Here is a 24,618-nt window from a genome sequence, read left to right on the forward strand (position 1 = left end):
GGCCGGATGTGGAAGCGAGGACTAACGACTCGTGAAGCTGACCGGTACTAATAGGCCAACAACTTACACCACACAGAAACATACAAAATTCTGCTTGCGTCCACTATGTGGTTCCCAACCAACAACCCCCAACACGGGTTGATTGGCACACGGAACCAACACAATTGAATACAACACCACAAAGCTGTCCCCAGGGGCAGCGAGTTGTAACCACAGTTTTCCCAACCCTGCGGGGTGCGGGTGAAAGGGTTACGGCGGTCATAGCGTGGGGGAAACGCCCGGTCCCATTCCGAACCCGGAAGCTAAGACCCACAGCGCCGATGGTACTGCACCCGGGAGGGTGTGGGAGAGTAGGTCACCGCCGGAACAATCATTGAGGTCGAGGCCCCAACCACACGGTTGGGGCCTCCCACATTTAACAAACAAAACACCACACTCCGCAGCGAGCGGAACCCCGTCCCAGGGAAACCCTCAGGCCAGTGCCCCAACGCGCCATCACATCCTGCCCGGATTCCTCGGACCCGCCATCACTTCCCGCCCCGTACCGGACAGCATGTGATGCAGTTCGGGGAGAAGGGGCAGGATGTGATAGCGGGTAGGGGGAGAAGGGGCAGGACATGATGCCGCGTCGCGGAGAGGTTCGTAACGAGGATGATGGATTGTTGAACAATCCTGATTTTTAGGGCATTCTTGAAGGACACCAATCCGAGACGGAGATCACAATGCCCACCATCGACCTGAACAGCGACGTCGGCGAGTCCTTTGGGAACTGGTCCTTCGGCGATGACGCCGCCATTTTCGAGAGTGTATCCAGTGCCAACGTAGCCTGCGGCTTCCACGCCGGCGATCCCGTGGGCATCATGGCCACCTGCCAGGCCGCAGTGAAGGCCGGCGTCACTGTGGGTGCACACCCCGGGTACCGGGACCTGGCCGGATTTGGCCGCCGCTTCGTGGACATGACCCCGGAAGAGTTGACCGCTGACGTCGTCTACCAGATCGGCGCCGTCCAGGCAGTGGCCCTCGCTGCCGGAACTGCCGTCCGCTACGTCAAGCCCCACGGCGCCCTCTACAACACCATCGTGAACCACCCCAAGCAGGCCGGTGCAGTGGTCGCAGCGATCCTTGCCGTGGACCCCACGCTGCCCCTCATGGTGCTCCCGAACTCGGAGATCCAGCGCCAGGCCGAAGCTGGCGGACTGCGGACCGTGGCCGAGGCATTCGCTGACCGCGCCTACAACCCCGACGGCACCCTGGTGTCCCGCCGTGAACCCGGCGCCGTGCTGCACGAGGTGGCGGACGTCGTCGAGCATGTCCTGCGCCTGGCCACTGACGGGGTGGTCCGTGCCATTGACGGCTCCCTTGTCCCTGTCAAGGCAGAGAGCATTTGCCTGCACGGTGACACCCCCGGGTCCGTGGCCATGGCCGCTGCCGTCCGCGCCGCACTGGTGGACGCCGGCATCCGGATCCAGAGCTTCGCCTAGCCATGACCGCGCAACAGCATGAAGCCCGTACAGCATCACATGCGGTCCTGACCGGGATCCGCCCCGCCGGTGACAGGGCCATCCTGGTGGAGCTGCCGTCCCTGGACGCTGTCCTCAGCCTCCAGGCGCAGCTCACCGCCCATCCGCAGCCGGGCCAGGTCGACGTCATCGCCGCCGCCGGAACAGTGCTCATCACGGCGGACTCGCCCCAGGCAGCGCAGGCACTGGCCGCGTACGTCCGCAGCCTGGACCTGGATGCCCCCGCCGAAACCGAGAGCACGCTGGTCACTATTGACGTGGTGTACGACGGCGAGGACCTGGATGAGGTGGCAGCCCTCACCGGGCTGGACCGCGCCGGAGTGGTGGCAGCCCACACAGGCCAGCTGTGGACTGCTGCCTTCGCCGGCTTCGCTCCGGGCTTCGCCTACCTCACCGGCCAGGATTCCAGCCTGGAGGTCCCCCGCCGCCGCTCGCCGCGAACGGCTGTCCCCGCCGGAGCTGTTGCCCTGGGCGGCGCCTACTCGGCCGTCTACCCCCGGCAGTCGCCGGGCGGCTGGCAGCTGATCGGCCGGACCGGTGCGACCATGTGGGACCTGGACCGGCAAAGCCCCGCGCTGATCCGTCCCGGTGACACCGTCCGGTTCAATGCCGTCCGTGCCCAGGCCACGGTGACCGGCCACCAGCAGTCCAGTGCCGGCGAGACTCCAAACGAAGAGCCGGCCACCGAAGGGCTCGCCGTCCGCAAGCCCGGACTGCAGTCCACCATCCAGGACCTGGGCCGCCCGGGCTACGCATCGCTCGGCGTCAGCAGCGCCGGCGCCATGGACCGCGGAGCACTCCGCCGCGCCAACCGACTGGTAGGCAACGGCGAAGGCGACGCCGGCATTGAACTCCTCTTCGGCGGCCTCGAACTTGTTGCCCTCAGCGACCAGGTCCTGGCCGTCACCGGAGCAGCCGTTCCGCTCGAGATCACGCCCCCGGAAGGGCAGCGGGCTGGGGATGAGCAGGCCGCCATCGAAGCAGAACAGCGGACGACGGCGGTACGCCACCCTGCGTGCGACGCCCCCTTCGCCCTCCTGGCGGGGGAGCGGCTGACCGTGGGCACTCCCACCGCGGGCCTGAGATCCTATGTGGGTGTCCGCGGCGGACTCGGCGGACCCGAATCCCTGGGCAGCCGTTCCACGGACACCATGTCCGGCATCGGCCCCGAACCACTCCAAGCCGGCACCATCCTGCCCGTGCGGAATCCCAAACCCGGGAGCATCGTGGGGCACCCCGAGGTCTCGCCCCTCCCGGACCGGAACGAAGCCACCGTGCTGCGCGTGGTCCCCGGACCCCGGCAGGACTGGTTCAGCGAGGAAACCCTGCAGGACTTCCTCAATCAGGAGTGGACCGTCACACCCCAGTCGAACCGGATCGGACTCAGGCTGAACGGCCACGCGCTCACCCGAAACCGGGACGGCGAACTGGCCAGCGAGGGAACCGTCCGCGGCGCCGTGCAGGTACCTCCTGAAGGCCAGCCCGTCCTGTTCCTCTCCGACCATCCGGTGACCGGCGGATATCCGGTGGTTGCCGTCGTCGTCCACGCAGACCTGGACAAAGCCGCCCAACTTCCCCCGGGCACCACCGTGCGGTTCGCCGCCGCCACGCTCCCGGCAGAACTGCCCGAAACACCTAAGGAAAGCCCCCATGCGTAAAGTCCTCATTGCCAACCGAGGCGAGATTGCCGTCCGGATCGCCCGGGCCTGCGACGATGCAGGCCTGGAGAGCGTGGCCGTCTACGCGGATCCGGACTCGGACGCACTGCACGTCCAAGCCGCCACGGAGGCGTACGCGCTGCCCGGCTCCAGGCCCCAGGACACCTACCTGGACATCGAGAAAATCCTTGCCATCGCGGTGAAAAGCGGCGCCGACGCCGTCCACCCCGGCTACGGCTTCCTGTCCGAAAACGCAGGCTTCGCCCAGGCAGTCATCGATGCCGGGCTGACCTGGATCGGCCCCTCCCCGGAAACCATCCGGCTCCTGGGCGACAAGGTCAGCGCCCGCGAGGTGGCCGTCCGCGCCGGCGCTCCGCTGGCCCCGGGCAGCGACGGCCCGGTGGCCAGCGCCGCCGAGGTCCGGGCATTCGCCGAGCAGGTGGGACTCCCCGTCGCCATCAAAGCCGCCTTTGGCGGCGGCGGCCGCGGCCTGAAGGTGGTCCGGAACCAGGCCGATATCGAGGAGAGCTTCGACTCGGCGGTGCGCGAATCCCTGGCCGCCTTCGGCCGCAGCGAGTGCTATGTGGAGAAATTCCTTGACCGGCCCCGCCACGTCGAGGCCCAGGTCATCGCCGACACGCACGGCAACGTGGTGGTGGTGGGCACCCGCGACTGCTCGCTGCAGCGCCGCCACCAGAAACTCGTGGAGGAGGCTCCCGCGCCTTTCCTCACCCCCGACCAGCGGGCAGCTATCCATGCCTCGGCCAAGGCCATCTGCCGCGAGGCCGGCTACGTTGGCGCCGGTACGGTGGAGTACCTGCTGGACGGCAGCGGCTTCCTGAGCTTCCTGGAGGTGAACACCCGGCTGCAGGTGGAGCACCCCATCACGGAGGAGACCTCGGGCGTGGACCTGGTGGCCGCCCAGCTGGCCATCGCGGCGGGGGAGGAGCTGCCCATCCTGGAGGACCCGGAACCGCGCGGCCATGCGTTTGAGTTCCGGATCAACGCCGAGGACCCGGGCCGCGGCTTCCTGCCGTCCCCGGGCGCCGTCACGCAGTTCGATGTTCCCACCGGGCCCGGGATCCGCGTGGATACCGGTGTCCGCGCCGGTTCCGTGGTGCCGGGGCAGTTCGACTCCCTGCTCGCCAAGCTGGTGGTCACCGGCGCGGACCGGCAGCAGGCCCTTCGCCGCGCCCGCCGCGCTCTGCGCGAGCTCCGCATCGGCGGCCTGGCCACCGTGCTGCCGTTCCACCGGGCCGTGGTGGAGGCCCCCGCCTTCACCCGGGCCGACGGACTGGACATCTACACCACCTGGATCGAGAGCGAGTTCGCCACAGCCTTGGAGGCGGACCCGGCCTTCAGCCCCGCCGCCCCGGAGGAGCCCCGCCGGACTATCGGCATCGAGGTGGACGGCAAGCGGATGGAGCTGGGGCTGCCCAAGGCCCTGCTGGATTCACTGCTCGACGGCGGCGGCCGCCGGGGTGCAGCTGGCCGGGACGGTGCGGACGGTCCGCAGCAGACGGCAGGGGAAGAGGCGGAAAAGAACGACGGCGACCTGCTGGCCACCATGGCCGGTACCGTGGTCAAGTGGCTGGCCCAGCCCGGGTCCAGCGTCGAGGAGGGTGAGACGGTCCTGGTGCTCGAAGCCATGAAGATGGAGACCGCCGTCGCCGCCCACCGCGCCGGCACCTTGGGTGAGCAGTTCGCAGCGGCAGGGGACCCCGTCGCGCCCGGCCAGGTGCTCACCAGCATCGGGTGAGCGGGACGCCGGCGCGCCGGCACAGACCCGGGCCGATATCGTGGTGCCATGACGTTTGACGAGGTGCTGGCTGATCTCCAGGCCCAGGCCAGGACCACAAAGCACGCCGAAACGGGACTCTGGGTGGCCGCGCAGCTGCGCAGCCGCATCGAGGCCGGCAAGCTCAAGCCCGGCTCCAAGCTCGCGGAGGAAGCCCTCCGCGAGGCCCTTGGCGTGTCCCGCAACACCCTCCGGGAGGCGTTCACGGCGCTTCACGCCGAGCACATCGTTACCCGGATCCCCAACCGGGGTGTGTTCGTCGCCCACCCCACGGCCGATGACATCCGCGAGATCTACCGCGTCCGCCGCTTCCTGGAACCCGCGGCGGTGCTGTGGTCCGGAGAGACCTCGATGGAGCCCCTGGCGGCCATCATCAAGGCAGCGAGGGCCGCCGCCGTGGAGGGGGACATTCCCGGGATGGCGGGCGCCAACCAGGACTTCCACCGTGCCCTCGTTGACCGCGCCGGCAGTGAGCGGCTCAACCGCCTCATGGACCAGGTCCTGGCCGAGATGCGCCTGGTGTTCCACTCCATGGCCGCCAACCCTGCCTTCCATGAGCCGTACGTGGAGGACAACGCAAAAATAGTGGACCTCATGGAAGCCGGGAACCGGGCCGCGGCAGCGGACTTCCTCTCCGCCTACCTGGACCGCGCCGAAGCACAGCTGCTCGCCGCCGTCGAACGCTGACCGAGGCCCTTCCCGGGGAGGGGTTGCAGGATTGTTGAACAAAACGGTATGCTGTGGATCACACCGTTGTTCTGCAGCTCACTACATCCTGCAGCTCTGACGTAACCGGGGCTCCCGCCCCTCGGCGCCGCCCAACCATTCAACCGGGGCACGGACGCGCCGGCCCCCACTTTTCGCAGACCCGTCACGGGTCCCCTGGGAAGGGATAATCATGCTTGTACTCATCGGGGTGCTGCTGGTGATCGTTGGCTTCGCCATCCGCCTGAACCCCCTGATCGTCGTCACCGTCGCCGGCATCGTCACCGCGCTGCTGGGCGGGATGAACCCCGCACAGATCCTCGACTCGTTCGGCACCGGCTTCGCCAGCAGCCGTTCGGTCACCATCTTCGTGGCGGTGCTGCCGGTGGTGGGCATCATCGAGTACTTCGGGCTGCAGGAGCAGGCCAAGGTCCTCATCGGCCGCCTGGCCAAACTGACGGCCGGCCGCGTCCTGATCGGCTACCTTGCCGTCCGCCAGATCACCGCCGCCGTGGGCTTGAACAGCATCGGCGGCCATGCGCAGACTGTCCGCCCGCTGGTGTTCCCCATGGCCGAGGGTGCCGCGCTGCGCCGCTACGGGCACGTGCCGGAAAAGATCAGCGAGAAGATCAAGGGCCACTCCGCCGGTGCCGACAATGTTGGCGTGTTCTTCGGTGAAGACGTGTTCGTGGCCGTCGGCTCCATCCTGCTGATCACCACCTTCGTGGACACCACCTACCACCTGCACCTGGAACCGCTCCAGCTGGCCCTCTGGGCCATCCCCACCGCCATCGCCGCCTTCCTCATCCACGGCTTCCGGCTCCTGCGCCTGGACAAGCAGCTGGACAAGGAATACCGCGAGTACGAGCTCACCGCCCAGAAGGAAACCGCAGGAGAAGCCAAATGATCAACGTTGAAGCCGTCTACTGGCTGATCGGCCTGCTGTTCGTTGCCTGGGCATCACTGATTGCTGCCGATACCAACCATCCCCGCCGCTGGGGCAGCTCCGCTTTCTGGGGCCTGCTGGGCCTGTGCTTCTTCTACAGCACCTGGGTCCAGGCCGGCACCGCACCCGGGTGGATCCTGGGCGTCGCGGTCCTGGTCCTGGTGGTCTTGGCGTCCACCGGCCTGCTGGGGCACGGAAAGCACCGCACCTCCACCGGCCCCGAGCGCGAGGCCTTCGCGAAGCGCTTCGGCAACAAGCTCTTCATCCCGGCACTGACGCTGCCGCTGGTCACCGTCATCCTGGTCCTTGCAGCGCCCGTGCTGAACATCGGCGGCACCCCGCTGCTGGACCCCAAGAACACCACGCTGGTAGCCCTGGCCATCGGCGCCGTGGCCGCCGTCGTCGTCGCACTCCTCATCCTCAAGCCGAAGAACCCGGCGACGCCCATTTTCGAAAGCCGCCGCATCCTCGAGTCCATCGGCTGGGCCGCGCTGCTGCCGCAGATGCTCACCACGCTGGGCATCCTCTTCACCAAGGCAGGCGTGGGCACCGCCGTGGGCAACCTGGCCTCCGGTCTGCTGCCCAAGGGCTCGCTGATCGCCGGCGTGCTGGTCTACTGCATCGGCATGTTCCTCTTCACCGTGCTGATGGGCAACGGCTTCGCCGCCTTCCCGATCATGACCGCGGCGATCGGCTGGCCGGTGCTGGTGCAGACGTTCCACGGCGACCCCGCCATCGTCTTCGCCATCGGCATGCTGGCAGGTTTCTGCGGCACGCTCTGCACCCCCATGGCCGCCAACTTCAACCTGGTGCCGTCCGCGCTGCTGGAAATGAAGAACAAGTACGGCGTCATCACGGCGCAGGTGGGCACGGCCATCCCGCTGCTGGCCGTCAACATCGCGCTGATGTACTTCCTGGCCTTCCACTAAACCCCTTCGCAAAGGAGCACCATGGACAACGATCTTCGCGCACAGGCGGCACCGGATTACGCGGCCGTGGTGCTGGGTAACCTCGCCGAGCCCTTCCCGCACTCGGCGCACCACACCCAGGTTTCCGCCGAGGACCGGCCCACGCCGGAGCAAATCCACCCCGCGTTCTACACCTCCTTCGACTGGCACTCCTGCGTGCACATGCACTGGCTGGGAGCCAGCCTGCTGGGCGGCACCCCCCGGTCGCCTTCTGCCGGGGCTGCTCCGGAAGGAGCGTCCGACGTCGGCACGGCGGCCTGGGTGGACAGCTCCACCGAAGCGTCGCTCCGGGCAGCGCTGGGCGCTAACCTGACGCCGGCCAAGCTGACAGTGGAGCGGGACTACCTGGTAGCCAACCCGTCCTGGGAGCGGCCCTACGGCTGGGCCTGGCTGATGCGGCTGGCCGCCACGTGCTCTGCGTCCTCTGACTCGCAGCTCCGTGAATGGGGCACTGCCCTGGAGCCGCTGGTGGATGCCGTGGCGGAACTCAGTGTGGCGTGGATGGCCAAGGCCCAGTACCCGGTGCGGCACGGGCTGCACACGAACGCCGCGTTCGGCGTGGGCTACATGCTGGATGCCTTCCGGTCGCTCGGCCGGGCGGATGCTGCCGCGGCGTGCGAGGAAGCGGCCCGCACCTGGTTCGCGAATGACCGCGGCTGGCCGGGCGACTGGGAGCTCAGCGGCCAGGACTTCCTCTCCGCCGGCCTGAGCGAGGCGGACCTGATGCGCCGCGTCCTGTCCGCCGATGAGTTCGCCGCCTGGTTCGCGGCGTTCCTCCCCGGCCTTTCCTCGGAGTCGCGGATCCTGCAGCCTGTCAGCGTGACGGACGAGACCGACGGCTACCTGGTGCACCTCCACGGGCTGAACCTGACCCGCGCCGGACAGGTGGCCAGGATCATCGCCACCCTCCGCGAATCCTCCACGTCCGGGGCGTCCGCCGCGGCGGCTGTGCTCAACGAGGCCTTGGATCCGCTGTTGAAGGCCGGGCTTCGCGGGCTGGAGAGCGGCGACTTCATGTCCACGCACTGGCTGGCCAGCTTCGCCTGGGATGCGCTGGGCTCCGTGGCGGCGCTGGACTGAGCTGGCTGGGCGGCAGCCGTTCGCATCACGGAACGCGCAGGATGATCGGGGGAGTTGTCACAGGTCCGCCGCACTGTTCGGAACCGCCCACCCTGGTCCACACCAGGTCAGTCTCCTGCTCTGCAAGCACGGCGCGGTCGGTACTGAGGGCCCGCAGTGTCACGTGCTGCGGGAGCGGCGCCGACGAGACCGTGAAAGCCCACGTGTCAGGAGCCGTCCTGGTGCCGAGGAACGGGGCAGGGGTATGGGCGGAACCGGGAAGAGTTTCCGCGGGAGCCGCGGCACCCGGCACCACGGTTTTTATGGGCGCCGGCGGTCCGTAGTCCGGCTGCCTTTCTGAACACCCCAGGTCGCTGCACAGTTGGACCTCGTCCACGGCGGAATTCTCCCCGGCAAGCGTGACGGTAATGATGCTGGCGTATCCCACGGCCGGGCAGACTGTGCTGCATCCCGCTGCTGGCACCGCCGCCACCAGCAGCACCGCGATGTTCAGGATTCCCCACCCCCGCTTCATGCCTTGAGTGTAGGCTCCTGCGGACAGTCACACTTCGTGCCGCAGGCTCCCGTGGTGCCACCGGCCGCACCCCCGCGGTAGTCTTGGCCCACCACGCGTGGAGCGTGACCTGGGAGCAGCGGGCAGGGTTGTAATGAGCTGGCCACCGCCCGCGAGCCCGAGGAAAGCCGATGCCCCAGCACATCACGACCTGCCCGTCAGACCAAGCCGCAGCAGGGCAAGCCACCACGCCCAAGCCTCGGAGGAAGCGGACCAGGCATCCCCGGATCGCCGCGGGGGACAGAGTGCGCTTCGCCGAGGGAACCGTCTCCGGCACCGGGGTGGTGGACGCCGTGACGTCCGACTACTCCGTTATCTGGGTGTGGACCGACGAAGGCCAGGGCCGGCGGATGTTCCTGCAGGGGTACGGAAGCATCGTGTCCGCCGTCTAAACCGGCCAGTACTGCTGAACGGACGCCGCTGCCCGACGCAACGCCCCGCCGTCGAGCATCAATGACGTTTCCTCCAGGCCGAAATCCGTCCACTGGCACACCAGCCGGAGTTCCCCGGCAGGCGGGAGCGGCCAGAGCCAGAGCGTGCCGGTGCCGGAGAACTCGTCGTCGCCGCCGCTGCCTCCGCCGTTGTTGAGAACCAGGACGGGAGGCTCGGGCTGATGATCACGTTCCATGAAGACATGGGGACCCATTGCTCCGGAACTGGCTTTGGCGCCGTCCGGAAATTCGACGCCGAACATCAGGCCGGTCTGCTTCCCGCTGCCGCGGCGGATCCCCATGCCCGGCTGGAAGAACAGGTGCTGCAGGTCGGCCCAGTCCTCGTCGGACTGATCTGCGCGGCGGAAAAGCCAGGACAAACTGAATGCGCAGCCGGTGGAAAAGACGTCGGCGCTCTTGACCGCCACCACCATTTCAGGGGTCCGGCTCACGAACTCGCCCAGGTGGACAACGGCGGGCAGTTCATACAAGGGGGCGCCCGCCCACGGGGGCGGCACGAACCGTGCCGACCGCGACCGCAGCGGCAGGGGAGGGGTGGGGAAGTCCTTGAAGAAGGTCATGGTGGTCCTTGAAATCCGCTGGCTGCGACCGACCAGCGGAACGGCGGCAGCGCCGCCCTGGATCCCCCAATCCGTCCTTACCCCGCCAGTCTAGCGTCGGCCGATACGCTGCCACCCGCCGTCGGGCGCTAAAGTCGTGCCATGACCACTGCTGCTCTACGGCCTGTCTACTTCCTGTCGGACAGTACCGGCATCACCGCGGAAACCTTGGGGAATACGCTGCTGACGCAGTTCCCGGTGGACAATTTTGACCGCGTGACCATCCCCTTCATCACCACGGCGGAACAGGCCCGGTCCGTAGTGCGGACCATCGACGGCCTGGCTGCTACCGGGCCCCAGCCGCTGGTCTTTTCCACCGCCGTCAGCAGCGAAATCAGGCAGATCCTGGCCGGCTGCAAGGGCGTCATCGTGGACCTGATCGGAACGCATGTGGGGGTCCTGGAACAGGCGCTCGGGGCACCGGCCAGCGGCGAACCGGGCAGGGCGCACGGGTTGGGGAACGCCGCCCGCTACCAGTCCCGGATGGCCGCGGTGGAGTACGCGATGGAGCACGACGACGGCCAGAGCCTGCGTGCGCTGGAGAAGGCCCAGGTGATCCTGGTGGCCCCGTCCCGGTGCGGCAAGACGCCCACCACCATGTACCTGGCCCTGCAGCACGGGATCTTCGCCGCAAACTTTCCGCTGGTGGATGAAGACTTCCAGCGTGACGGGCTGCCCAAGCCGCTGCGGCCTTTCGTGTCGAAGTGTTTCGGCCTCTCCTCCAACCCGTTAAGGCTCAGCCAGATCCGCACCGAGCGGCGGCCCAGCTCGGCGTATGCGTCGCTGCGGCAGTGCGGTTTTGAGCTGCGCAGTGCCGAGCAACTGTACGTTTCGCACCGGATTCCATACCTTAACTCGGCCACCGTGTCCGTGGAGGAAATGGCAGCCACCATCCTGCAGCGGATGAACCTCAAGCACTAGCAAAAAAATTCACAAACGTGGTGTGGCGCACATCATGTGGAAACTGTGCGGCAGACCTGAAACTGTGGACAGGATCTTTTCTTCCGGCCGGCACTACCGTGTCCGGGCGGCCACGCCTACGCCACCCCACTGCAAAGGAGCAGCAATCATGACGACAGACGTTCTGTGGTTCTCTGAACTTGGACTCAAGGACCTGGACAAGGTGGGCGGCAAGAACGCCTCCCTGGGCGAGATGGTGCAGAACCTGACTTCTGCCGGCGTCCAGGTTCCGGACGGGTTCGCCACCACGGCGGACGCATACCGCAGGTTCCTGTCCGATTCAGGCCTGGACCAGAAGATTGCCGACCGGTTGGTGGGGCTGGACACCGATGACGTGACGGCCCTGGCCGCGGCCGGCCAGGAAATCCGCTCCCTGGTGCGCGACACGCCTTTCCTGCCGGACTTCGAGGCGCAGGTCCGCGAGGCGTACCAGCAGCTGGTGGACAAGCACGCCGGCTCCGCCGACCTGTCCTGGGCTGTCCGGTCCAGCGCCACGGCCGAGGACCTTCCCGACGCCTCGTTCGCCGGGCAGCAGGAAACCTTCCTGAACGTCCGCGGGATCGAGAACATCCTGCAGGCCATCAAGGACGTCTTCGCCTCGCTCTACAACGACCGTGCCATCGCCTACCGCGTGCACCACAAGTTCGAGCACGCCGAGGTGGCACTCTCCGCCGGCATCCAGCGCATGGTGCGCTCCGACGTCGGCGCTTCCGGCGTCATGTTCACCATGGACACCGAGTCCGGCTTCCAGGACGCCGTGTTCGTCACCTCCTCCTACGGGCTGGGCGAAGCCGTGGTGCAGGGTGCCGTGAACCCGGATGAGTTCTACGTGTACAAGCCCGCCCTGGCCGCCGGCCGTCCCGCAATCCTCAAGCGCGGCCTGGGCGAGAAGGCCCTGCAGATGACCTACACCGACAGCAGCGAGATCGGCCGCACCATCGATTTCGTGCCGGTGGAGGAGTCCCTGCGCTCGCGCTTCAGCCTGACGGACGACGACGTGGAGCAGCTTGCGCGGCACGCCGTCGCCATTGAGAAGCACTACGGCCGCCCCATGGACATTGAGTGGGGCAAGGACGGGACCGACGGCGGCCTGTACATCCTGCAGGCGCGCCCGGAAACCGTGCAGTCCCGCCGCGCCCCCGGCAGCATGAGCCGGTTCCGCCTGAACGGCACCGGCCCCGTCCTGGTCGAAGGCCGCGCCATCGGCCAGCGCATCGGCGCAGGCAAGGTCCGGATCCTCACCGCCATCGACCAGATGGCTTCCTTCCAGACCGGCGACGTCCTGGTGGCCGACATGACCGATCCCGACTGGGAACCGATCATGAAGCGAGCCTCCGCGATCGTCACCAACCGCGGCGGACGCACCTGCCACGCCGCGATCATCGCCCGCGAACTGGGGATCCCCGCCGTCGTCGGCACCGGCAACGCAACTGACGCCCTGTCCGACGGCCAGGAAGTCACCGTGTCCTGCGCCGACGGCGAGACCGGCGCCATCTACGAGGGCCTGCTGGACTTCAGCGTCGAGGAAACCGGCATCACCCAGATGCCCGAGGCCCCGGTAAAGGTCATGATGAACGTGGGCACGCCGGAACAGGCGTTCACGTTCGCGCAGCTGCCCAACCACGGCGTGGGCCTGGCCCGGCTGGAGTTCATCATCAACCGGCAGATCGGCATCCACCCCAAGGCCCTGCTGAACCTTGACAGCCAGCCGGAGGACGTGGCCGCCCAGATCCGGGAGCGGATCAGCGCCTACGACAGCCCCCGCGACTACTACATCAAGCGGCTGGCCGAGGGCGTGGCCACCATCGCCGCGGCGTTCGCGCCGGAACCGGTGATCGTGCGCATGTCCGACTTCAAGTCCAACGAGTACGCCAACCTGATCGGCGGTCCGGCCTACGAGCCGCACGAAGAGAACCCGATGATCGGCTTCCGCGGAGCGTCCCGCTACCTGGAACCGTCCTTCCGGGACTGCTTCGATCTCGAGTGCGAGGCGCTGTCCTTCGTCCGCAACGAGATGGGCCTGACCCACGTCAAGCTGATGATCCCGTTCGTGCGCACGCTTGACGAGGCGCAGGGCGTCATCGAGCTGCTCGCCGAGAACGGCCTGCGCCGCGGCGAAAACGGCCTTGAGGTCATCATGATGTGCGAGCTGCCGTCCAACGCGCTGCTGGCCGACGAGTTCCTGGAGTACTTCGACGGCTTCTCCATCGGCTCCAACGACATGACCCAGCTGACCCTGGGCCTGGACCGCGACTCGGCCATCGTGGCCAACAGCTTCGACGAGCGGGACGCTGCCGTGAAGAAGCTGCTCAGCATGGCCATCAAGGCCTGCCGGGCCCGCGAAAAGTACGTCGGCATCTGCGGCCAGGGCCCCAGCGACCACGCGGACTTCGCCGAGTGGCTGGTGCAGGAAGGCGTCAACTCCGTTTCGCTGAACCCGGACACCGTGGTGGACACCTGGATCCGGCTCGCCGGGGCGGCGGAGCCGGCCTCGGACGTTTCCGCGGCCGCCGGCGTTTAGCCGGTAGCCCCCTTACCCCTGGGCCGGCTCGGGCAGCAGCCCGAGCTGGCCCAGGAGTTCCATCTGGTCGAAGTACGCGTGGTGTTCCGTGATCACGCCTGCCTCCACTCTGGCAACGTCGCAGCTTCGCACCCTGACCTGCCTGCCGGCGGGCGGCAGCGTACCGCCGGCAGGGAGCCTCAGCTGCCCGGTGTTCGTGCCAACAACAAAGCCTTCCACGACGGCCACGGCACCAGCCTCATGCGTGGCCAGCCGTTCGTACGTGACGTCCGGCATGGCTTCCCAGAAGTGGAAGAAATAGTCCGCGATTGCCTCCCTGCCGCTGATCCCGGCCTGGTCCGGAGTCCGGATTACGGCGTCGACGGCGTAGCAGTTCTCCAGCGTTTCCTTGTCCTTTGCGTCCATGGCCGCCATCAGCCGGTCCATGACGTCGCGTGCCTGTCCCATTACAGCCTCCATTGATGCTTCGGCGCCCGGCACGGCGCCGGCGTCATGAAGGAAAAGTACGACGGCGGCGGGCAGCCCGGCGATCCCCTCACCGGGCGTTTCGGGGGAAGCCGGAAACCCCCAAATTGGGGGATTGCCGCACCGCCGGCCGGGACGATACTGGAGGTATGTGGGAGGAACGCGCGGAGCGTGCCCGGCGGGACGTCGCCGCAATGGCCGCCGGCGGGATGGACCTGGCCGACCTCTACACCTCGGCACTCGCCGTCGTGCAGCGGGAGGTGCCGTTCGAGCAGGGATGCTGGGCCGCCGTCGACCCCGACTCCATGGTGATGACGTCCATCATCAACTGGCAGCCGTGGCCGGTCAGCGGGCACCAGTTTGAGGAGTACTTCCTGCGCTTTGCCCAGTCCGAATACACGGGCCGGGAGCCGAACACTTTCGTGGAACTGCTGCGGCGTCCCCGCCCCATCGCCAGGATTTCTGACGCGCTGCACCGGGACGTGGTCAGCAGCGTCCGGATCAACGACCTGCTCAAGCCCCTGGGCCTGGAACATGAGCTGCGGGCCGCGTTCCGGGTGGACGAGGCGTGCTGGGGGGTGGGCAGTATCTTCCGGGAGGGCGGCCGCGACTTCACCGACCGGGAGGTGGAATTCCTGGCTGCGGTGTCCGCCACCCTGGCTGCGGCGACCAGGGCGGCTGTCCGCGTGGTGCACCCAACGGGACCCGCCGGCGTCGGGCCTGTCATTGTCCTTGCCGGGCTGCACGGCGACCTGCGGGCAGCGACGCCCGCCGCCGCCTCCTGGCTGGCCGCGGTGGAGGACGTAGCACCCGGCCGCTTCAGCCAGATCCTCTATTCCGTCGTGGCACAGGCGCATGCCGCGGTGTCCGGAACTGCCCGGGCGAGGATGCGGGACGCCGGGAACAACTGGGTAGTGCTGCAGGCCAGCCGGCTGATCACCGGCGATGACCCGGAGCAGATGGTGGTCACCGTGGAACCTGCCACCACCCATGAACTCGCGGGCCTGCTGCTGATGGCGTACGGCGTTACGGCCCGGGAGCGGGACGTCTGCCTGGAGGTGCTGTCCGGTGGTTCGACAGCGGAGATTGCCGGGCGCCTGTTCATCTCCCCGCATACGGTGCACGACCACCTGAAGTCGGTCTTCGAGAAGGTGGGCGTTGGGAGCCGGGGGGAGCTGGTGGCGCGGCTGGTGGCCTGAATCGCGGGAGGTTCCGATGCATGCCCTGACGACATCGGTGCGAACCCACCCGCTGCCGTGGTTCTTCGGCGTGACCTTCCTCCTGTCCTGGGGCGCCATCGTGACGGCCGTGTGGGTGGTCACCGGGGGCCTCTCGCCCACACCGGAACAGTTCCAGCGCACCATCCCCGCCACCGTGCCGGCCATGCTGCTGGGACCCGCGGTGGCGAGCCTGGTCCTGACCGGGTTCGTGTCGGGCAGGGAAGGGTACCGGGAGCTCTGGGCACGTCTGCTCACTTGGCGGGTCGACCGGCGCTGGTACCTCTTCGCCCTGCTGGTCGCTCCCGTGACGCTGGCCGCCCCCGTGCTGGTGCTCTGGATATCCTCCCTGGATTATGCGCCTCGGATCGCCACGGAACCGGACAGGGCCGGGACACTCGTCACCGGCGTTGTGCTGGGGCTGGTGGTCGGGCTTCTCGAGGAGATCGGCTGGACCGGGTTCGCCGTTCCCAGGGCCAGGCAGCATTACAGCGTTCTCTGGACCGGCGTCCTGGTGGGGGTGGTGTGGGGCGCCTGGCACTTCTTCGTAAACTACTGGGGCGGCGGCGGGACGAACGGGGGCGTGCCCCTGGCAATCTTCATGTCGCTGTGGGTTGCCGCTGTCTTGGCCGGCCAGCTTACGGCCTACCGGGTGCTCATGGTTTGGGTCTATGACCATACGGGGAGCCTGCTCGTGGCGGCGTTGATGCACGCCAGCCTGTCGGCATTCCAGTTCATCCTCAACCCGCTGGCACCGGGAGTTCCCCAGCAGGTCTACCCGTGGGGGCAGGCGGCCATCATGTGGCTGCTGGTTGCCGCCGCGGCACTGACCAGCCGGGGTGAAATGACAGGTCCGCGGCGGTTCCGGCCGATCCACGTCCGGTCCCGGCACCGGCCACCGCGAAGGCGGAGGTAGCCTACAACGACTTGCGGGCGGTCGCCGCGAGATGCTGCGCGGGATCGAACCGGTCGAAGGATGAGGAGCCAATCACGAAGATGCCGCGCTGGGGGATCCAGAAGTCACCCAGCCGGGTCTGTGTCTGCAGGGCCTGCGGAGCGCCCAGGTCTTCGCCGCCGAGGGTTGCGGTGCTGCGGGAGATGAACCACATGCGCCGGGGTTTGGCCCGGAACCCCTGTTTGTTGGGTACCCGGCCCGTGAGCCCGAGGCGTCCCGCACTGAGCATGGGGCCGGCGGCGGAACCCATGGTTTTCAGGAACGCCTTGTTGGACAGGAGCCTGTTGGGCAGCGCCGTCATCACTGCGCTCATGGCGGCAGTAATGGGCGTTGATTCGAGTTCCACATTCCAGGTGAGGTCTACGTCCTGGCCAACGGCCACGGTGAAGGATGTGTCGCCGGTCCAATCGACGCTGACGTCGCACTGGAAAGCCTCCTCGAGGTCCGCACTGAAATAGCGGGCGCAGGAGACGTCGGGTGCAGCGCTCGCATAGATGGTCCAGGAGCCGGAGGGGCGGCGGAGCCACACCGAGGTGTAGCCCGGCCCCACGCTGGTCACCGGGAAACGCCGCATGGCCAGGACGTGGCCCGTGCTGAAGGTCAGGCCCATCACGCCGTATCCGGAGAACCGCTCGTCGTCTCCGGGGGTGAGCGTGGCGTGGTGTTCCGCCTCGAGGGCCTGCGTCCGGATGGTCTTCATGGCTTCCCGCCTCCGCATGAATGGTGGGCTGAGTTTACGCCCGGCCCCGCACAGCTACAACGGCCTGGAGTGCTCGCTTGGTCTTACGTGCAGGCTTCCTTTGCCGTGCGGCAGGCCTACTTCATCGCGCCCGTGAGCATGCCTCCCACATAGTACTTCTGGAGCAGGACGTAGATAACGATGCAGGGAACGATGGTCACCGCGACGCCGGCCTGCAGCGCCCCCCAGTCCAACGTCCCAAAGGTGCCGCTGGAGAGCACGTTCAAGGCAACGGGAAGGGTGTACTTGGACTGGTCCGTCATCAGGATCAGCGCTGCGAAGAACTCGTTCCACGAGGCGAAGAAAGTGAACAGCGCCGTGCTGATGACGCCCGGGATGGCCACCGGAAGCAGCACCCGGACCATCGCCCGCAGCACCCCGCACCCATCCACCAGAGCGGCTTCCTCGATGCTCGACGGCAGGGCGGCAAAAGAGTTCCGCATCAGGAAGATGCCAAAGGGCAGGTTGAAGGTGGTGTACACGAGCATCAGGCCCACGAGGTTGTTGGTCAGGCCGATCTGGTGCAGCACCAGGTACAGCGGAGTGATGACCGCCTGGAAGGGAATCATGAAAGTGGCAAGCGTGGCAAAGAACAGCAGGTTGCTGCCCCGGAACCGGAGCCTGGCGAACCCGTAGCCGGCGAGTGTGCTCAGCACGATGGTCAGGAGGGTGGCACCAATGGAGACCAGGACGCTGTTGCCCAGCTGCTGGATGAAGCCCGCGCCGCCGTTCTCGTTGGTGAAAAGCTTGGCGAAGTTCCCCCACGAGAAAGTACCGGGGAACAGCGTCGGCGGCGCGGCAGCGGCCTCGGCGGGGGACTTGATGGACTGGGAGACCACCACCCAGAACGGATAGAGGAACAGTGCCGCGAGGCTGATGTTGATGATCCACCAGGCTGCGCGGGGCACCGGGCGGAGACTGGACTGCAGTGAAGTCATGGAGGGGTCCGTTTCCGATGTGGTGGACTAGTTGTGATCCGAGTTGCGAAGGATGAGCATCTGGACGGCGCTGACGAGGGCGAGCACGATCATCAGCAGAGCCGAAAGCGCGGCGCCGTAGCCGAGCTGGAAACCCTGGAAGGAAACCCGGTAGATGTGGTACACCGCGGTAATGGTCTGGTTTGCCGGACCGCCGCTGGTCATAATGTAGAACTGGTCGAAGGCAAGCAGGGAGCCGGCCACTGAGAAGACGAGCACCAGGGCGAGGGTGGGCCGCAGCAGCGGCAGGATGATGTACCGGAACACCTGCGTCCGGCTGGCACCGTCGATCCTGGCCGCCTCTTCGAGTTCAACGGGAATGGACTGCAGCCCCGAGTTCAGCAGCAGCATCTGCATGCCGGCAACCTTCCAGACCACCATCGCGCACACGATGCCCAATGCGGTGGCGAAGGTACCAAACCAGTTGTCCGAGTGGGAGGCCAGGCCGCCGCGGGTGAGCAGGTCCAGCATGGGCCCGATGTTGGGCTGGGCCATGAAGAGCCACAGGTAGCCGGCGGCGGCGAAGCCGACCACTACCGGCAGGAAGTAGATGGACTGGAAGACCCTGGATGCTTTTCCGGGGCGCCGGATCAGCAGTGCCAGCGCGATTCCGATCACCAGCAGCAGGGGAGTCATGATCAGCGTATAGAGCAGGGTGAACCCGGCCGCCCGCAGGAAGTCCTGGTCCTGGAATGCGGCCGCGTAGTTGCCGAGTCCGATGAAGCTGATCTTTCCAAGCAAAGGCCAGCGGTTCAGGGACATCCACAGCATCAGGACCACGGGTAGGAAGAAGAAGACGGTGAGGAGGATCAGCGCGGGGCTGACCACCGCGGCGCCGAGCCTGCTGCGCGAGGTGGAAAGGGTCCGGCGGCGCCGTTGGGGGCGCGGGGGCACCGACGGGCGTCCGGATTTTCCGGGCCGCGCCGTCATGAGGGTGTTGTGTGCCAAGGTAGTTCTCCTTTAGGACAAGACGGGTGCTGCCGCGGCCCGCGGCAGCACCCGTGGAATGTCAGGGTCCGGTCTGGATGATCTGCTGGGCAGCCTGCTGCGCCTTCTGCTGCGCGGCCTGGACGTCGCCGCCGAAAACGGCCTCGTTGATCATGGTGGCCCATGGCCCGTTGTTGTCGTTGAACAACTTGTTTTCCACGACGCTGTACGGGGTCTTTCCGGTCTCCAGGGCCTTGCTGAAGATCTCGTTGCGGGGATCCGCCGAGGCATACACGCTCTTCACGAGGTCGGTCCGGACCGGAACGATGGAGTTCTTGGCCAGCAGGGTCTGGGCCTCGTCGCCGGTGGCCCACTTCACGAAGTCCCATGCTGCAGGCTTGTTCTTCGACCCTGTGGTGACCGCGATGTTGTCACCGCCCGCGAAGGAAGCGGACCCCCCGTTCTCGCCAGGGATGGGGGCGATGCCGTAGTCGATCTTCTTGTCCGTGTTCAGGGTCTGCGTGAAAAAGGCGCCGAGCACCACCATGCCCACTTTTCCGGCCTGGAACAGGGCTGGCTGGGCTGTGCCGGAATCGGTCTTCGCCGCCTCAGGCATCACGCCGGCGTCGTGCATCTGCTTGTAGAACGTCAACGCCTTGGTTACCTCTGGGGAATCCAGCTTGGCAGTCTTGCCGTCGGCGGAGAGCACGTCGCCGCCGCTGGCCCAAACGCTGGGCGTGAACTCGAAGATGTTGCAGCCGCCGCATTGTCCGGCCATGGTAAAGCCATAGGTGTCGGGGCCCAGCGCGCGGATCTTCTTTGCTGCGTTGAGGATCTCCTCGTAATTCGCCGGCGGCTTGGCCGGATCCAGGCCTGCCTTTTGGAAGAGTTCCTTGTTGTAGAACAGCACGGACGCTTCCGCCGTGAAGGGCAGGGCATAGGTCTTGTCCTCCCAGGTGGAGAGGCGCGCGTGGGAGGGGCTGAGCTTGTCCTTGTATGGCAGCTTGGATGCCTCGTCCGTGATGTCCTGCAGGACGCCGGTGGAGGCGAAGTAGGGAAGGTAGACCAGGTCGATCGATGCCACATCCGGTCCCGACCCGCCGGCGCTGGCGGTGCCGAATTTCTGTACGAAATTCCCGCTGGGAACGATGGTCACCTGGACCTGCGCCTTGTGTGACTTGTTGTACGCATCCGCAAGGATGTCCATGAACCCTTTCTGCGAATCGCGTGCCCAGAGCGTGATGGTACCGCTGGCCTCCTCGCCGGAGGAGGCCTGCAGCGAGTCTGAGCTGGAGGATCCGCCGCAGCCTGTGGCTGTGAGGGTGAGGGATGCCGCCAGCGCCAGTGCTGCGGCGAGTTTTGTCCGTTTCATTTGCCGTTCCTCTTCATAGGGATGGGGTGGAGGTGCAACTAGGCGACGGGGATCCAGACCCGCATGGCGGCAGGGCCGCGGTTGGCCCAGCGGAAATACGGAATGGCAGTCAGCGGAACGGGACTCTGCTCCGTGGTACCAGCTCCGCTGCTGTAGAGCGGCCGCTGCCCGGCTTGGCGGGCTATACCTGCGGCCTTGAGGGCGGTGCGCACCCCCGGGATGCCCTCCGCCGGGACGATTTCCACCGGAGCGGACGTGTCGATGGCGAGGTCTTCGAGTACCACGCCATCTGGCTGGTCATGCTGCTCCAGGCAGTAGACCACCGGCCCGCGCACCAGGGCGACGGTTCCGCGCACGGCGTCCACGTGGGGGTGAGCGCTAACAATACGGACCGGCATGGGCAGGGTGAGCAGAACTGTGGTGCTGCCTTCCCAGTTCCGGCGCAAACGGACGTAGCCTGACGCGTCCGGCACTGCTTCCACCGCTGTGCCGTCGATGGCCACCTGCGGGTCCTCGCACCAAGCAGGGACGCGTACAGAAAGTGTCCACTCGCCGGCAGGGGCCGTAACCTCAATGCTGGCTTTTTCGTCCCACGGGTATTCAGTTGAGGTGGCAACCGTTACTTCTCCGCCGAAGGGTTCGCCTGACGCCCGCACCTCGCCGTCGTGCAGCAGTTGAAGCTGCAACCCGGATTCATCCTGCGTGGCCACGTAGTGGTGCAGGGATGCCACCAGGCGCGCCAGGTTCGGCGGGCAGCAGGCGCATGCGTACCAGGACAGGCGTTCCGACGGCGCGTCCTCGGTGGATCCGTCATGGCCTGTACGCAGCTGCAGGGGATTGGAATAGAAGAAGCTGTTGCCCTCAACGGAGGTCGAAGCGGCGATCCCGTTGTAGAGTGCACGCTCCATCTCATCGGCGTATTTGCCGTTGCCGGTAGCGAGCAGGAGCCGCCAGCTGAAGTGCAGGCTCGCGATGGAGGCGCACGTCTCGGCATAGGCGCGGTCCGGCGGCAGCTCAAAGGCGTCGCCGAATGCCTCGTCCCGGTGGCGCGATCCCAGGGCACCTGTCAGGTAGGCCTTTTGGGTGAATATGTTCTCCCAGAGCGACTCGGCGGCCTCCAGCAGGGACGCATCGCCGCTTTCGAGGTAGGCATCGGCTACTCCCGTGGAGAGGTAGACCTGGCGCACCGCGTGCCCTGTTGCCTCGTGGGCGGCCTTGCGGATGGGAAGGTGGTCCTGGAAATACTGGCGGCCGAACCGGTCGTCGGGAAGGATGCCGTGGCCGCGCAGGTCCAGCTGGCGGACTGCGGTATCGAGGTAGCGCTTGTCTCCGGTCACCCGGTAGAGCTCCACCAGCGCCGTTTCCACTTCCGGGTGTCCGTCAATCTTTTCGACGCCGCCCGGGCCGAAGGTCTCCACGATGCAGTCAGCCACCCGGCGGGCGACCTCCACAACGGTTCCGTTTCCGGTGGTGCGGGCCACTGCCACAGCGGCTTGCAGCAGGTGGCCGGCCGTGTACAGTTCATGGCTCCATTGCAGCTTGTCCCAGCGCTGGCCGGGCTCAACACCTTGGACCCACGTGTTCAGGTAGCCGTCCGGCTCCTGCACTTTGGCGAGCAGTGCACCCATCGATTCCAGGTACTCTTCCCAGCGCGGGTCCGCCTGGCGGCCGGCCTCCCACCCCACCGCTTCCAGCGTCTTGTACAGGTCTGTGTCCTGGAACCAGAAACCACGGAACGACGCGTCGCTCTCTCCCGCCAGTCGCCGGAAGTTGTCCAGCGCGCCGCTGGATTCCACATTCGCTATGCAGTGGGGAATGGTGGCAGTCCGGTTTAGCTCCTGCCAACTGCCCAGGTGTCCCTCCGGGCGCAGCCGCGCCGAGTGGAAGGCCAGCGGGCGAACCGCATAATGTCCGGACGCCGTCGCCCCGACTGGCCCCGCTGCCGTCCCGTTGCCGGCTCCCCGGCCTGCAGCCGGTGCCGGAATATCGTGAACAGATGTCATCAATGACCTCTTTCATAATCTGAATCGAAGGGTGATGCGACAGAATCGCGAAAGCCAACTAGGAAAATCAGGAAATCGTCTTCCGAGCCCCGACTCTAAGTGACCTGCGTCTCACCTGTCAATGGTTTCTGGTAGGCTTTACAAGGGTTACGGGCAGTTCGTGCAGTCGGGGGAGCTTGTATTCCGCGTCAGGAGAGGGAGGCATGTCGGAAAATAGTTTCCGCAATTCCGGCATAGCGGCAGTAGCCGCGCTCGCGGGAGTTTCGACCGGGACGGTGTCAAAGGCCCTGAACGGCACGGGCCAGCTGCGGGAATCGACCCGGCTGCGAGTCCGGGCTGCCGCTGAAGAGGTTGGCTGGCTGCCCAACGGCGCGGCACGGAGCATCCGCAGCGGCAGGACCTACACCGTGGGGGTGATCACCACGGACAGCTACGGACGTTTCAGCATCCCGATTCTTCGTGGCGTCGAGGATGCACTTGGCTTCGGAGAGATGCTCTGCTTCCTTTGCGACAGCAGGGACGACCCCATCCGGGAGCAGCACTACGTTCGGACACTCCTGGCACGGCAGGTTGACGGGATCATTGCCGTCGGGCGCAAAGTGGATCCACGGACGCCGCTCGGGGAGAACCTGCCAGTGCCCGTCATCTATGCCTTCGCCCCATCCACCGACCCGCAGGACTGCTCAGTCACCGCGGACGAGCGTGGTGGCGCACGCCGGGCCGTTGACCACCTGGTGAAGACCGGCAGGCGCCGGATCGCCCACATCACCGGCCTGGAAAACCATGCGTCCGCTGCACTGCGCGCGGAAGGATTCCTTGCCGCCATGGCCGAGCAGGGACTGGAGCCAGTGGGGGATGTCTGGTACGGAAGCTGGAGTGAGGAATGGGGACACAACGGGGTACGCGCGCTGCTGGCCAACCATCCGGACGTAGACGCCATCTTCTGCGGCAGCGACCAGATTGCGCGGGGCGCCGCCTATGAACTCGAGCGGCATGGCCGGTCGATCCCCGGCGATGTAGCGCTGATAGGCGTTGACAACTGGTCCCCGTTCACCGACGGGTACCGGCCGCATCTTTCCAGCGTGGACCTGAATCTGTCCACCATCGGCCGCCGCGCCGGCGAGGCCCTGCTGTCAGCGCTGGACGGCGTGCCGCGCCCGGGCATTCAGATCGTGGACTGCGACCTCATTGTGCGGGAGTCCTCCGGTCTCCGGGGCTGACAGGCCGTCCGCAGCGGCGTCCAACTGCAGCCTGCCGGCATCCCGCAGGCCAACCTTCACGGTTCCGGGGGCCGCCGGTGCCGGTGGTGGAGCTCGTAGTGGTCGAACACGTCGGAGGACGTGTCTCCCACATGGCCGAACTTTCCGCGCAGCACTTCCGCCAGGTCATCCAGCGCCGCGTAGAGCATCCGCCCGGCGAACTGGAGTTCGGCGTTGCCGCTGCCCTGGGCCTCTGAAGCCAGCTGATCGGCATAGGCAAGAGTGGCCGGAAGCGATCCCCGTTGCTCCACCTCGTGGAAGTAGTAGGTCTCGTTGAAGGACAGAAGGTCGATGCTCACGGCCGCCACGTTCTCAGCCATCGACTCCAGCATCCCTGCGGCATGGCGGGCTTCCAGCGAAGCGATGCCTGCCGGTCCCGCTGCTTCCCGGAACAGGTTCAGCTGGTGGGCCAGCGCCCGCCGCCTGCTCAGCGCCGGGTAGGTCTGCAGGATCCACGAGACCGTGGCGGTCAGCAGGCCAAAACCGGCCACGGCCTGGAAAGCCATCACCAGCCGAAGGACCGGATGGACGGCCACGATTTCGCCGAACCCTGCGGTGGAGAGTGCCACCAGCGAAATGTAGAGCGCCTCGGCGAAGTCGGCCTGGCGCGGGATGTCGCTTGAGTAGGAGAAGCCGCCCGGCAAATGGGGGAGGTACAGCAGTGCCCAGCCCACGGCGGCAAAAGTGGCCCAGGCGGCAATGACGGCCGCCATGGCCAGCGGCGCCGCGATGGAGGAGGCCCCGCCCCTGACTTTTTTCGAGACCAGCCAAAACGCCCGCATGATGGTCCGGCCCACCGGGCCCGAGCCATGCGGGTACAGCAGCGTCAGGAAGACATCGGCGATCATCAGCACAATCAGCGCTGCGCCAACCGCCGTCAAAAGCGCGCCCTCGAAGTCCATGCCTCATCTTAAGTGCCGGGGAGTGCCGGTCCGCTGGCTAGG

The 24,618-nt window shown here is 66.8% G+C and carries 22 protein-coding genes and 1 rRNA gene; 14 read left to right on the forward strand and 9 right to left on the reverse strand.

Annotated features, from left to right (window positions below; genetic code table 11):
• Nucleotides 1-250: 250 nt before the first annotated feature.
• The 8 genes from rrf to ACR65J_RS00040 all read left to right on the forward strand — a co-directional run bounded on the left by rrf (nt 251) and on the right by ACR65J_RS00040 (nt 8,675).
• Nucleotides 251-367 (forward strand): 5S ribosomal RNA (gene rrf / locus ACR65J_RS00005).
• A gap of 355 nt (nt 368-722) precedes the next feature.
• Nucleotides 723-1,481 carry a LamB/YcsF family protein gene (locus ACR65J_RS00010; RefSeq protein WP_440164935.1) on the forward strand — a complete coding sequence of 253 codons (759 nt, stop codon included), beginning with the start codon at nt 723-725 and terminating at the stop codon, nt 1,479-1,481.
• 2 nt (nt 1,482-1,483) lie between these two features.
• The gene (locus tag ACR65J_RS00015; RefSeq protein ID WP_440164937.1) at nt 1,484-3,178 is read left to right on the forward strand and encodes a 5-oxoprolinase subunit B/C family protein; all 1,695 of its coding nucleotides are present in this window, start codon (nt 1,484-1,486) and stop codon (nt 3,176-3,178) included.
• Complete coding sequence (locus tag ACR65J_RS00020; protein ID WP_440164939.1) at nt 3,171-4,937, forward strand: acetyl/propionyl/methylcrotonyl-CoA carboxylase subunit alpha; 1,767 nt, start codon at nt 3,171-3,173, stop codon at nt 4,935-4,937. The genes ACR65J_RS00015 and ACR65J_RS00020 overlap by 8 nt, the downstream gene beginning before the upstream one ends.
• Nucleotides 4,938-4,985: 48 nt before the next feature.
• Nucleotides 4,986-5,663 (forward strand): GntR family transcriptional regulator, encoded by a 678-nt coding sequence (locus ACR65J_RS00025; protein WP_440164941.1) that lies wholly within the window; start codon nt 4,986-4,988, stop codon nt 5,661-5,663.
• A 211-nt stretch (nt 5,664-5,874) separates the two neighbouring features.
• Nucleotides 5,875-6,588: a DUF969 domain-containing protein gene (locus ACR65J_RS00030; RefSeq protein WP_159632746.1), complete on the forward strand. Its 714-nt coding sequence runs from the start codon at nt 5,875-5,877 to the stop codon at nt 6,586-6,588.
• Entirely contained in the window at nt 6,585-7,556 is a 972-nt protein-coding gene (locus tag ACR65J_RS00035) for a DUF979 domain-containing protein (RefSeq protein ID WP_440164943.1), read from the forward strand. The genes ACR65J_RS00030 and ACR65J_RS00035 overlap by 4 nt, the downstream gene beginning before the upstream one ends.
• 21 nt (nt 7,557-7,577) lie before the next feature.
• Entirely contained in the window at nt 7,578-8,675 is a 1,098-nt protein-coding gene (locus ACR65J_RS00040) for a DUF2891 family protein (RefSeq protein ID WP_440164946.1), read from the forward strand.
• A 25-nt stretch (nt 8,676-8,700) separates the two neighbouring features.
• On the opposite strand, the gene ACR65J_RS00045 is transcribed toward ACR65J_RS00040, so the two are convergent.
• Nucleotides 8,701-9,189 carry a hypothetical protein gene (locus ACR65J_RS00045; RefSeq protein WP_440164948.1) on the reverse strand — a complete coding sequence of 163 codons (489 nt, stop codon included), beginning with the start codon at nt 9,187-9,189 and terminating at the stop codon, nt 8,701-8,703.
• A 170-nt stretch (nt 9,190-9,359) separates the two neighbouring features.
• Between ACR65J_RS00045 and ACR65J_RS00050 the strand changes: the two genes are divergently transcribed.
• Nucleotides 9,360-9,620: a hypothetical protein gene (locus tag ACR65J_RS00050; RefSeq protein WP_440164950.1), complete on the forward strand. Its 261-nt coding sequence runs from the start codon at nt 9,360-9,362 to the stop codon at nt 9,618-9,620.
• Here ACR65J_RS00050 and ACR65J_RS00055 read toward each other — a convergent pair.
• Nucleotides 9,617-10,240: a hypothetical protein gene (locus tag ACR65J_RS00055; RefSeq protein WP_440164951.1), complete on the reverse strand. Its 624-nt coding sequence runs from the start codon at nt 10,238-10,240 to the stop codon at nt 9,617-9,619. The genes ACR65J_RS00050 and ACR65J_RS00055 overlap by 4 nt on opposite strands.
• A 141-nt stretch (nt 10,241-10,381) precedes the next feature.
• On the opposite strand from ACR65J_RS00055, the gene ACR65J_RS00060 reads away from it, so the two are divergent.
• On the forward strand, nt 10,382-11,200 hold the full coding sequence (locus tag ACR65J_RS00060; protein WP_440164953.1) for a pyruvate, water dikinase regulatory protein: 819 nt from the start codon (nt 10,382-10,384) through the stop codon (nt 11,198-11,200).
• A 148-nt stretch (nt 11,201-11,348) separates the two neighbouring features.
• A complete protein-coding gene (gene ppsA / locus ACR65J_RS00065) occupies nt 11,349-13,760 on the forward strand; it encodes a phosphoenolpyruvate synthase (protein WP_440164954.1) in 2,412 nt (803 codons plus the stop codon).
• A gap of 12 nt (nt 13,761-13,772) precedes the next feature.
• Here the strand turns inward: ppsA and ACR65J_RS00070 are convergent, their stop codons facing one another.
• Nucleotides 13,773-14,207 (reverse strand): ester cyclase, encoded by a 435-nt coding sequence (locus tag ACR65J_RS00070; protein WP_440164956.1) that lies wholly within the window; start codon nt 14,205-14,207, stop codon nt 13,773-13,775.
• Nucleotides 14,208-14,374: 167 nt separating this feature from the next.
• On the opposite strand from ACR65J_RS00070, the gene ACR65J_RS00075 reads away from it, so the two are divergent.
• The gene (locus tag ACR65J_RS00075) at nt 14,375-15,424 is read left to right on the forward strand and encodes a helix-turn-helix transcriptional regulator (protein WP_440164958.1); all 1,050 of its coding nucleotides are present in this window, start codon (nt 14,375-14,377) and stop codon (nt 15,422-15,424) included.
• Between the two features lie 16 nt (nt 15,425-15,440).
• Nucleotides 15,441-16,358: a CPBP family glutamic-type intramembrane protease gene (locus ACR65J_RS00080; RefSeq protein ID WP_440164959.1), complete on the forward strand. Its 918-nt coding sequence runs from the start codon at nt 15,441-15,443 to the stop codon at nt 16,356-16,358.
• A 1-nt stretch (nt 16,359) separates the two neighbouring features.
• Here the strand turns inward: ACR65J_RS00080 and ACR65J_RS00085 are convergent, their stop codons facing one another.
• From ACR65J_RS00085 to ACR65J_RS00105, 5 genes are all read right to left on the reverse strand, one after another.
• Nucleotides 16,360-17,097 (reverse strand): hypothetical protein, encoded by a 738-nt coding sequence (locus tag ACR65J_RS00085; protein ID WP_440164961.1) that lies wholly within the window; start codon nt 17,095-17,097, stop codon nt 16,360-16,362.
• A 116-nt stretch (nt 17,098-17,213) separates the two neighbouring features.
• Nucleotides 17,214-18,074, reverse strand: coding sequence for a carbohydrate ABC transporter permease (locus tag ACR65J_RS00090; protein WP_440164963.1), 861 nt, complete (start codon nt 18,072-18,074; stop codon nt 17,214-17,216).
• A gap of 27 nt (nt 18,075-18,101) precedes the next feature.
• A complete protein-coding gene (locus tag ACR65J_RS00095) occupies nt 18,102-19,061 on the reverse strand; it encodes a carbohydrate ABC transporter permease (RefSeq protein WP_440164965.1) in 960 nt (319 codons plus the stop codon).
• Nucleotides 19,062-19,122: 61 nt separating this feature from the next.
• Nucleotides 19,123-20,412 (reverse strand): ABC transporter substrate-binding protein, encoded by a 1,290-nt coding sequence (locus ACR65J_RS00100; protein WP_440164967.1) that lies wholly within the window; start codon nt 20,410-20,412, stop codon nt 19,123-19,125.
• A 38-nt stretch (nt 20,413-20,450) separates the two neighbouring features.
• Nucleotides 20,451-22,415 carry a glycoside hydrolase family 127 protein gene (locus tag ACR65J_RS00105; RefSeq protein WP_440164969.1) on the reverse strand — a complete coding sequence of 655 codons (1,965 nt, stop codon included), beginning with the start codon at nt 22,413-22,415 and terminating at the stop codon, nt 20,451-20,453.
• A 203-nt stretch (nt 22,416-22,618) separates the two neighbouring features.
• On the opposite strand from ACR65J_RS00105, the gene ACR65J_RS00110 reads away from it, so the two are divergent.
• Nucleotides 22,619-23,635, forward strand: a complete 1,017-nt coding sequence (locus tag ACR65J_RS00110; RefSeq protein ID WP_440164971.1) for a LacI family DNA-binding transcriptional regulator — start codon at nt 22,619-22,621, stop codon at nt 23,633-23,635.
• A 56-nt stretch (nt 23,636-23,691) separates the two neighbouring features.
• On the opposite strand, the gene ACR65J_RS00115 is transcribed toward ACR65J_RS00110, so the two are convergent.
• On the reverse strand, nt 23,692-24,576 hold the full coding sequence (locus tag ACR65J_RS00115) for a potassium channel family protein (protein ID WP_440164973.1): 885 nt from the start codon (nt 24,574-24,576) through the stop codon (nt 23,692-23,694).
• Nucleotides 24,577-24,618 lie beyond the last annotated feature (42 nt).

This window comes from Arthrobacter sp. SAFR-044 (genome assembly GCF_059414985.1).

Excerpts from the sequence above, each read along its gene's own strand:
- ACR65J_RS00010 (WP_440164935.1), top strand. The coding sequence starts at position 723 with ATGCCCACCATCGACCTGAACAGCGACGTCGGCGAGTCCTTTGGGAAC.
- ACR65J_RS00015 (WP_440164937.1), top strand. The coding sequence starts at position 1,484 with ATGACCGCGCAACAGCATGAAGCCCGTACAGCATCACATGCGGTCCTG.
- ACR65J_RS00020 (WP_440164939.1), top strand. The coding sequence starts at position 3,171 with ATGCGTAAAGTCCTCATTGCCAACCGAGGCGAGATTGCCGTCCGGATC.
- ACR65J_RS00025 (WP_440164941.1), top strand. The coding sequence starts at position 4,986 with ATGACGTTTGACGAGGTGCTGGCTGATCTCCAGGCCCAGGCCAGGACC.
- ACR65J_RS00030 (WP_159632746.1), top strand. The coding sequence starts at position 5,875 with ATGCTTGTACTCATCGGGGTGCTGCTGGTGATCGTTGGCTTCGCCATC.
- ACR65J_RS00035 (WP_440164943.1), top strand. The coding sequence starts at position 6,585 with ATGATCAACGTTGAAGCCGTCTACTGGCTGATCGGCCTGCTGTTCGTT.
- ACR65J_RS00040 (WP_440164946.1), top strand. The coding sequence starts at position 7,578 with ATGGACAACGATCTTCGCGCACAGGCGGCACCGGATTACGCGGCCGTG.
- ACR65J_RS00045 (WP_440164948.1), bottom strand. The coding sequence starts at position 9,189 with ATGAAGCGGGGGTGGGGAATCCTGAACATCGCGGTGCTGCTGGTGGCG.
- ACR65J_RS00050 (WP_440164950.1), top strand. The coding sequence starts at position 9,360 with ATGCCCCAGCACATCACGACCTGCCCGTCAGACCAAGCCGCAGCAGGG.
- ACR65J_RS00055 (WP_440164951.1), bottom strand. The coding sequence starts at position 10,240 with ATGACCTTCTTCAAGGACTTCCCCACCCCTCCCCTGCCGCTGCGGTCG.
- ACR65J_RS00060 (WP_440164953.1), top strand. The coding sequence starts at position 10,382 with ATGACCACTGCTGCTCTACGGCCTGTCTACTTCCTGTCGGACAGTACC.
- ppsA (WP_440164954.1), top strand. The coding sequence starts at position 11,349 with ATGACGACAGACGTTCTGTGGTTCTCTGAACTTGGACTCAAGGACCTG.
- ACR65J_RS00070 (WP_440164956.1), bottom strand. The coding sequence starts at position 14,207 with ATGGGACAGGCACGCGACGTCATGGACCGGCTGATGGCGGCCATGGAC.
- ACR65J_RS00075 (WP_440164958.1), top strand. The coding sequence starts at position 14,375 with ATGTGGGAGGAACGCGCGGAGCGTGCCCGGCGGGACGTCGCCGCAATG.
- ACR65J_RS00080 (WP_440164959.1), top strand. The coding sequence starts at position 15,441 with ATGCATGCCCTGACGACATCGGTGCGAACCCACCCGCTGCCGTGGTTC.
- ACR65J_RS00085 (WP_440164961.1), bottom strand. The coding sequence starts at position 17,097 with ATGAAGACCATCCGGACGCAGGCCCTCGAGGCGGAACACCACGCCACG.
- ACR65J_RS00090 (WP_440164963.1), bottom strand. The coding sequence starts at position 18,074 with ATGACTTCACTGCAGTCCAGTCTCCGCCCGGTGCCCCGCGCAGCCTGG.
- ACR65J_RS00100 (WP_440164967.1), bottom strand. The coding sequence starts at position 20,412 with ATGAAACGGACAAAACTCGCCGCAGCACTGGCGCTGGCGGCATCCCTC.
- ACR65J_RS00105 (WP_440164969.1), bottom strand. The coding sequence starts at position 22,415 with ATGACATCTGTTCACGATATTCCGGCACCGGCTGCAGGCCGGGGAGCC.
- ACR65J_RS00110 (WP_440164971.1), top strand. The coding sequence starts at position 22,619 with ATGTCGGAAAATAGTTTCCGCAATTCCGGCATAGCGGCAGTAGCCGCG.
- ACR65J_RS00115 (WP_440164973.1), bottom strand. The coding sequence starts at position 24,576 with ATGGACTTCGAGGGCGCGCTTTTGACGGCGGTTGGCGCAGCGCTGATT.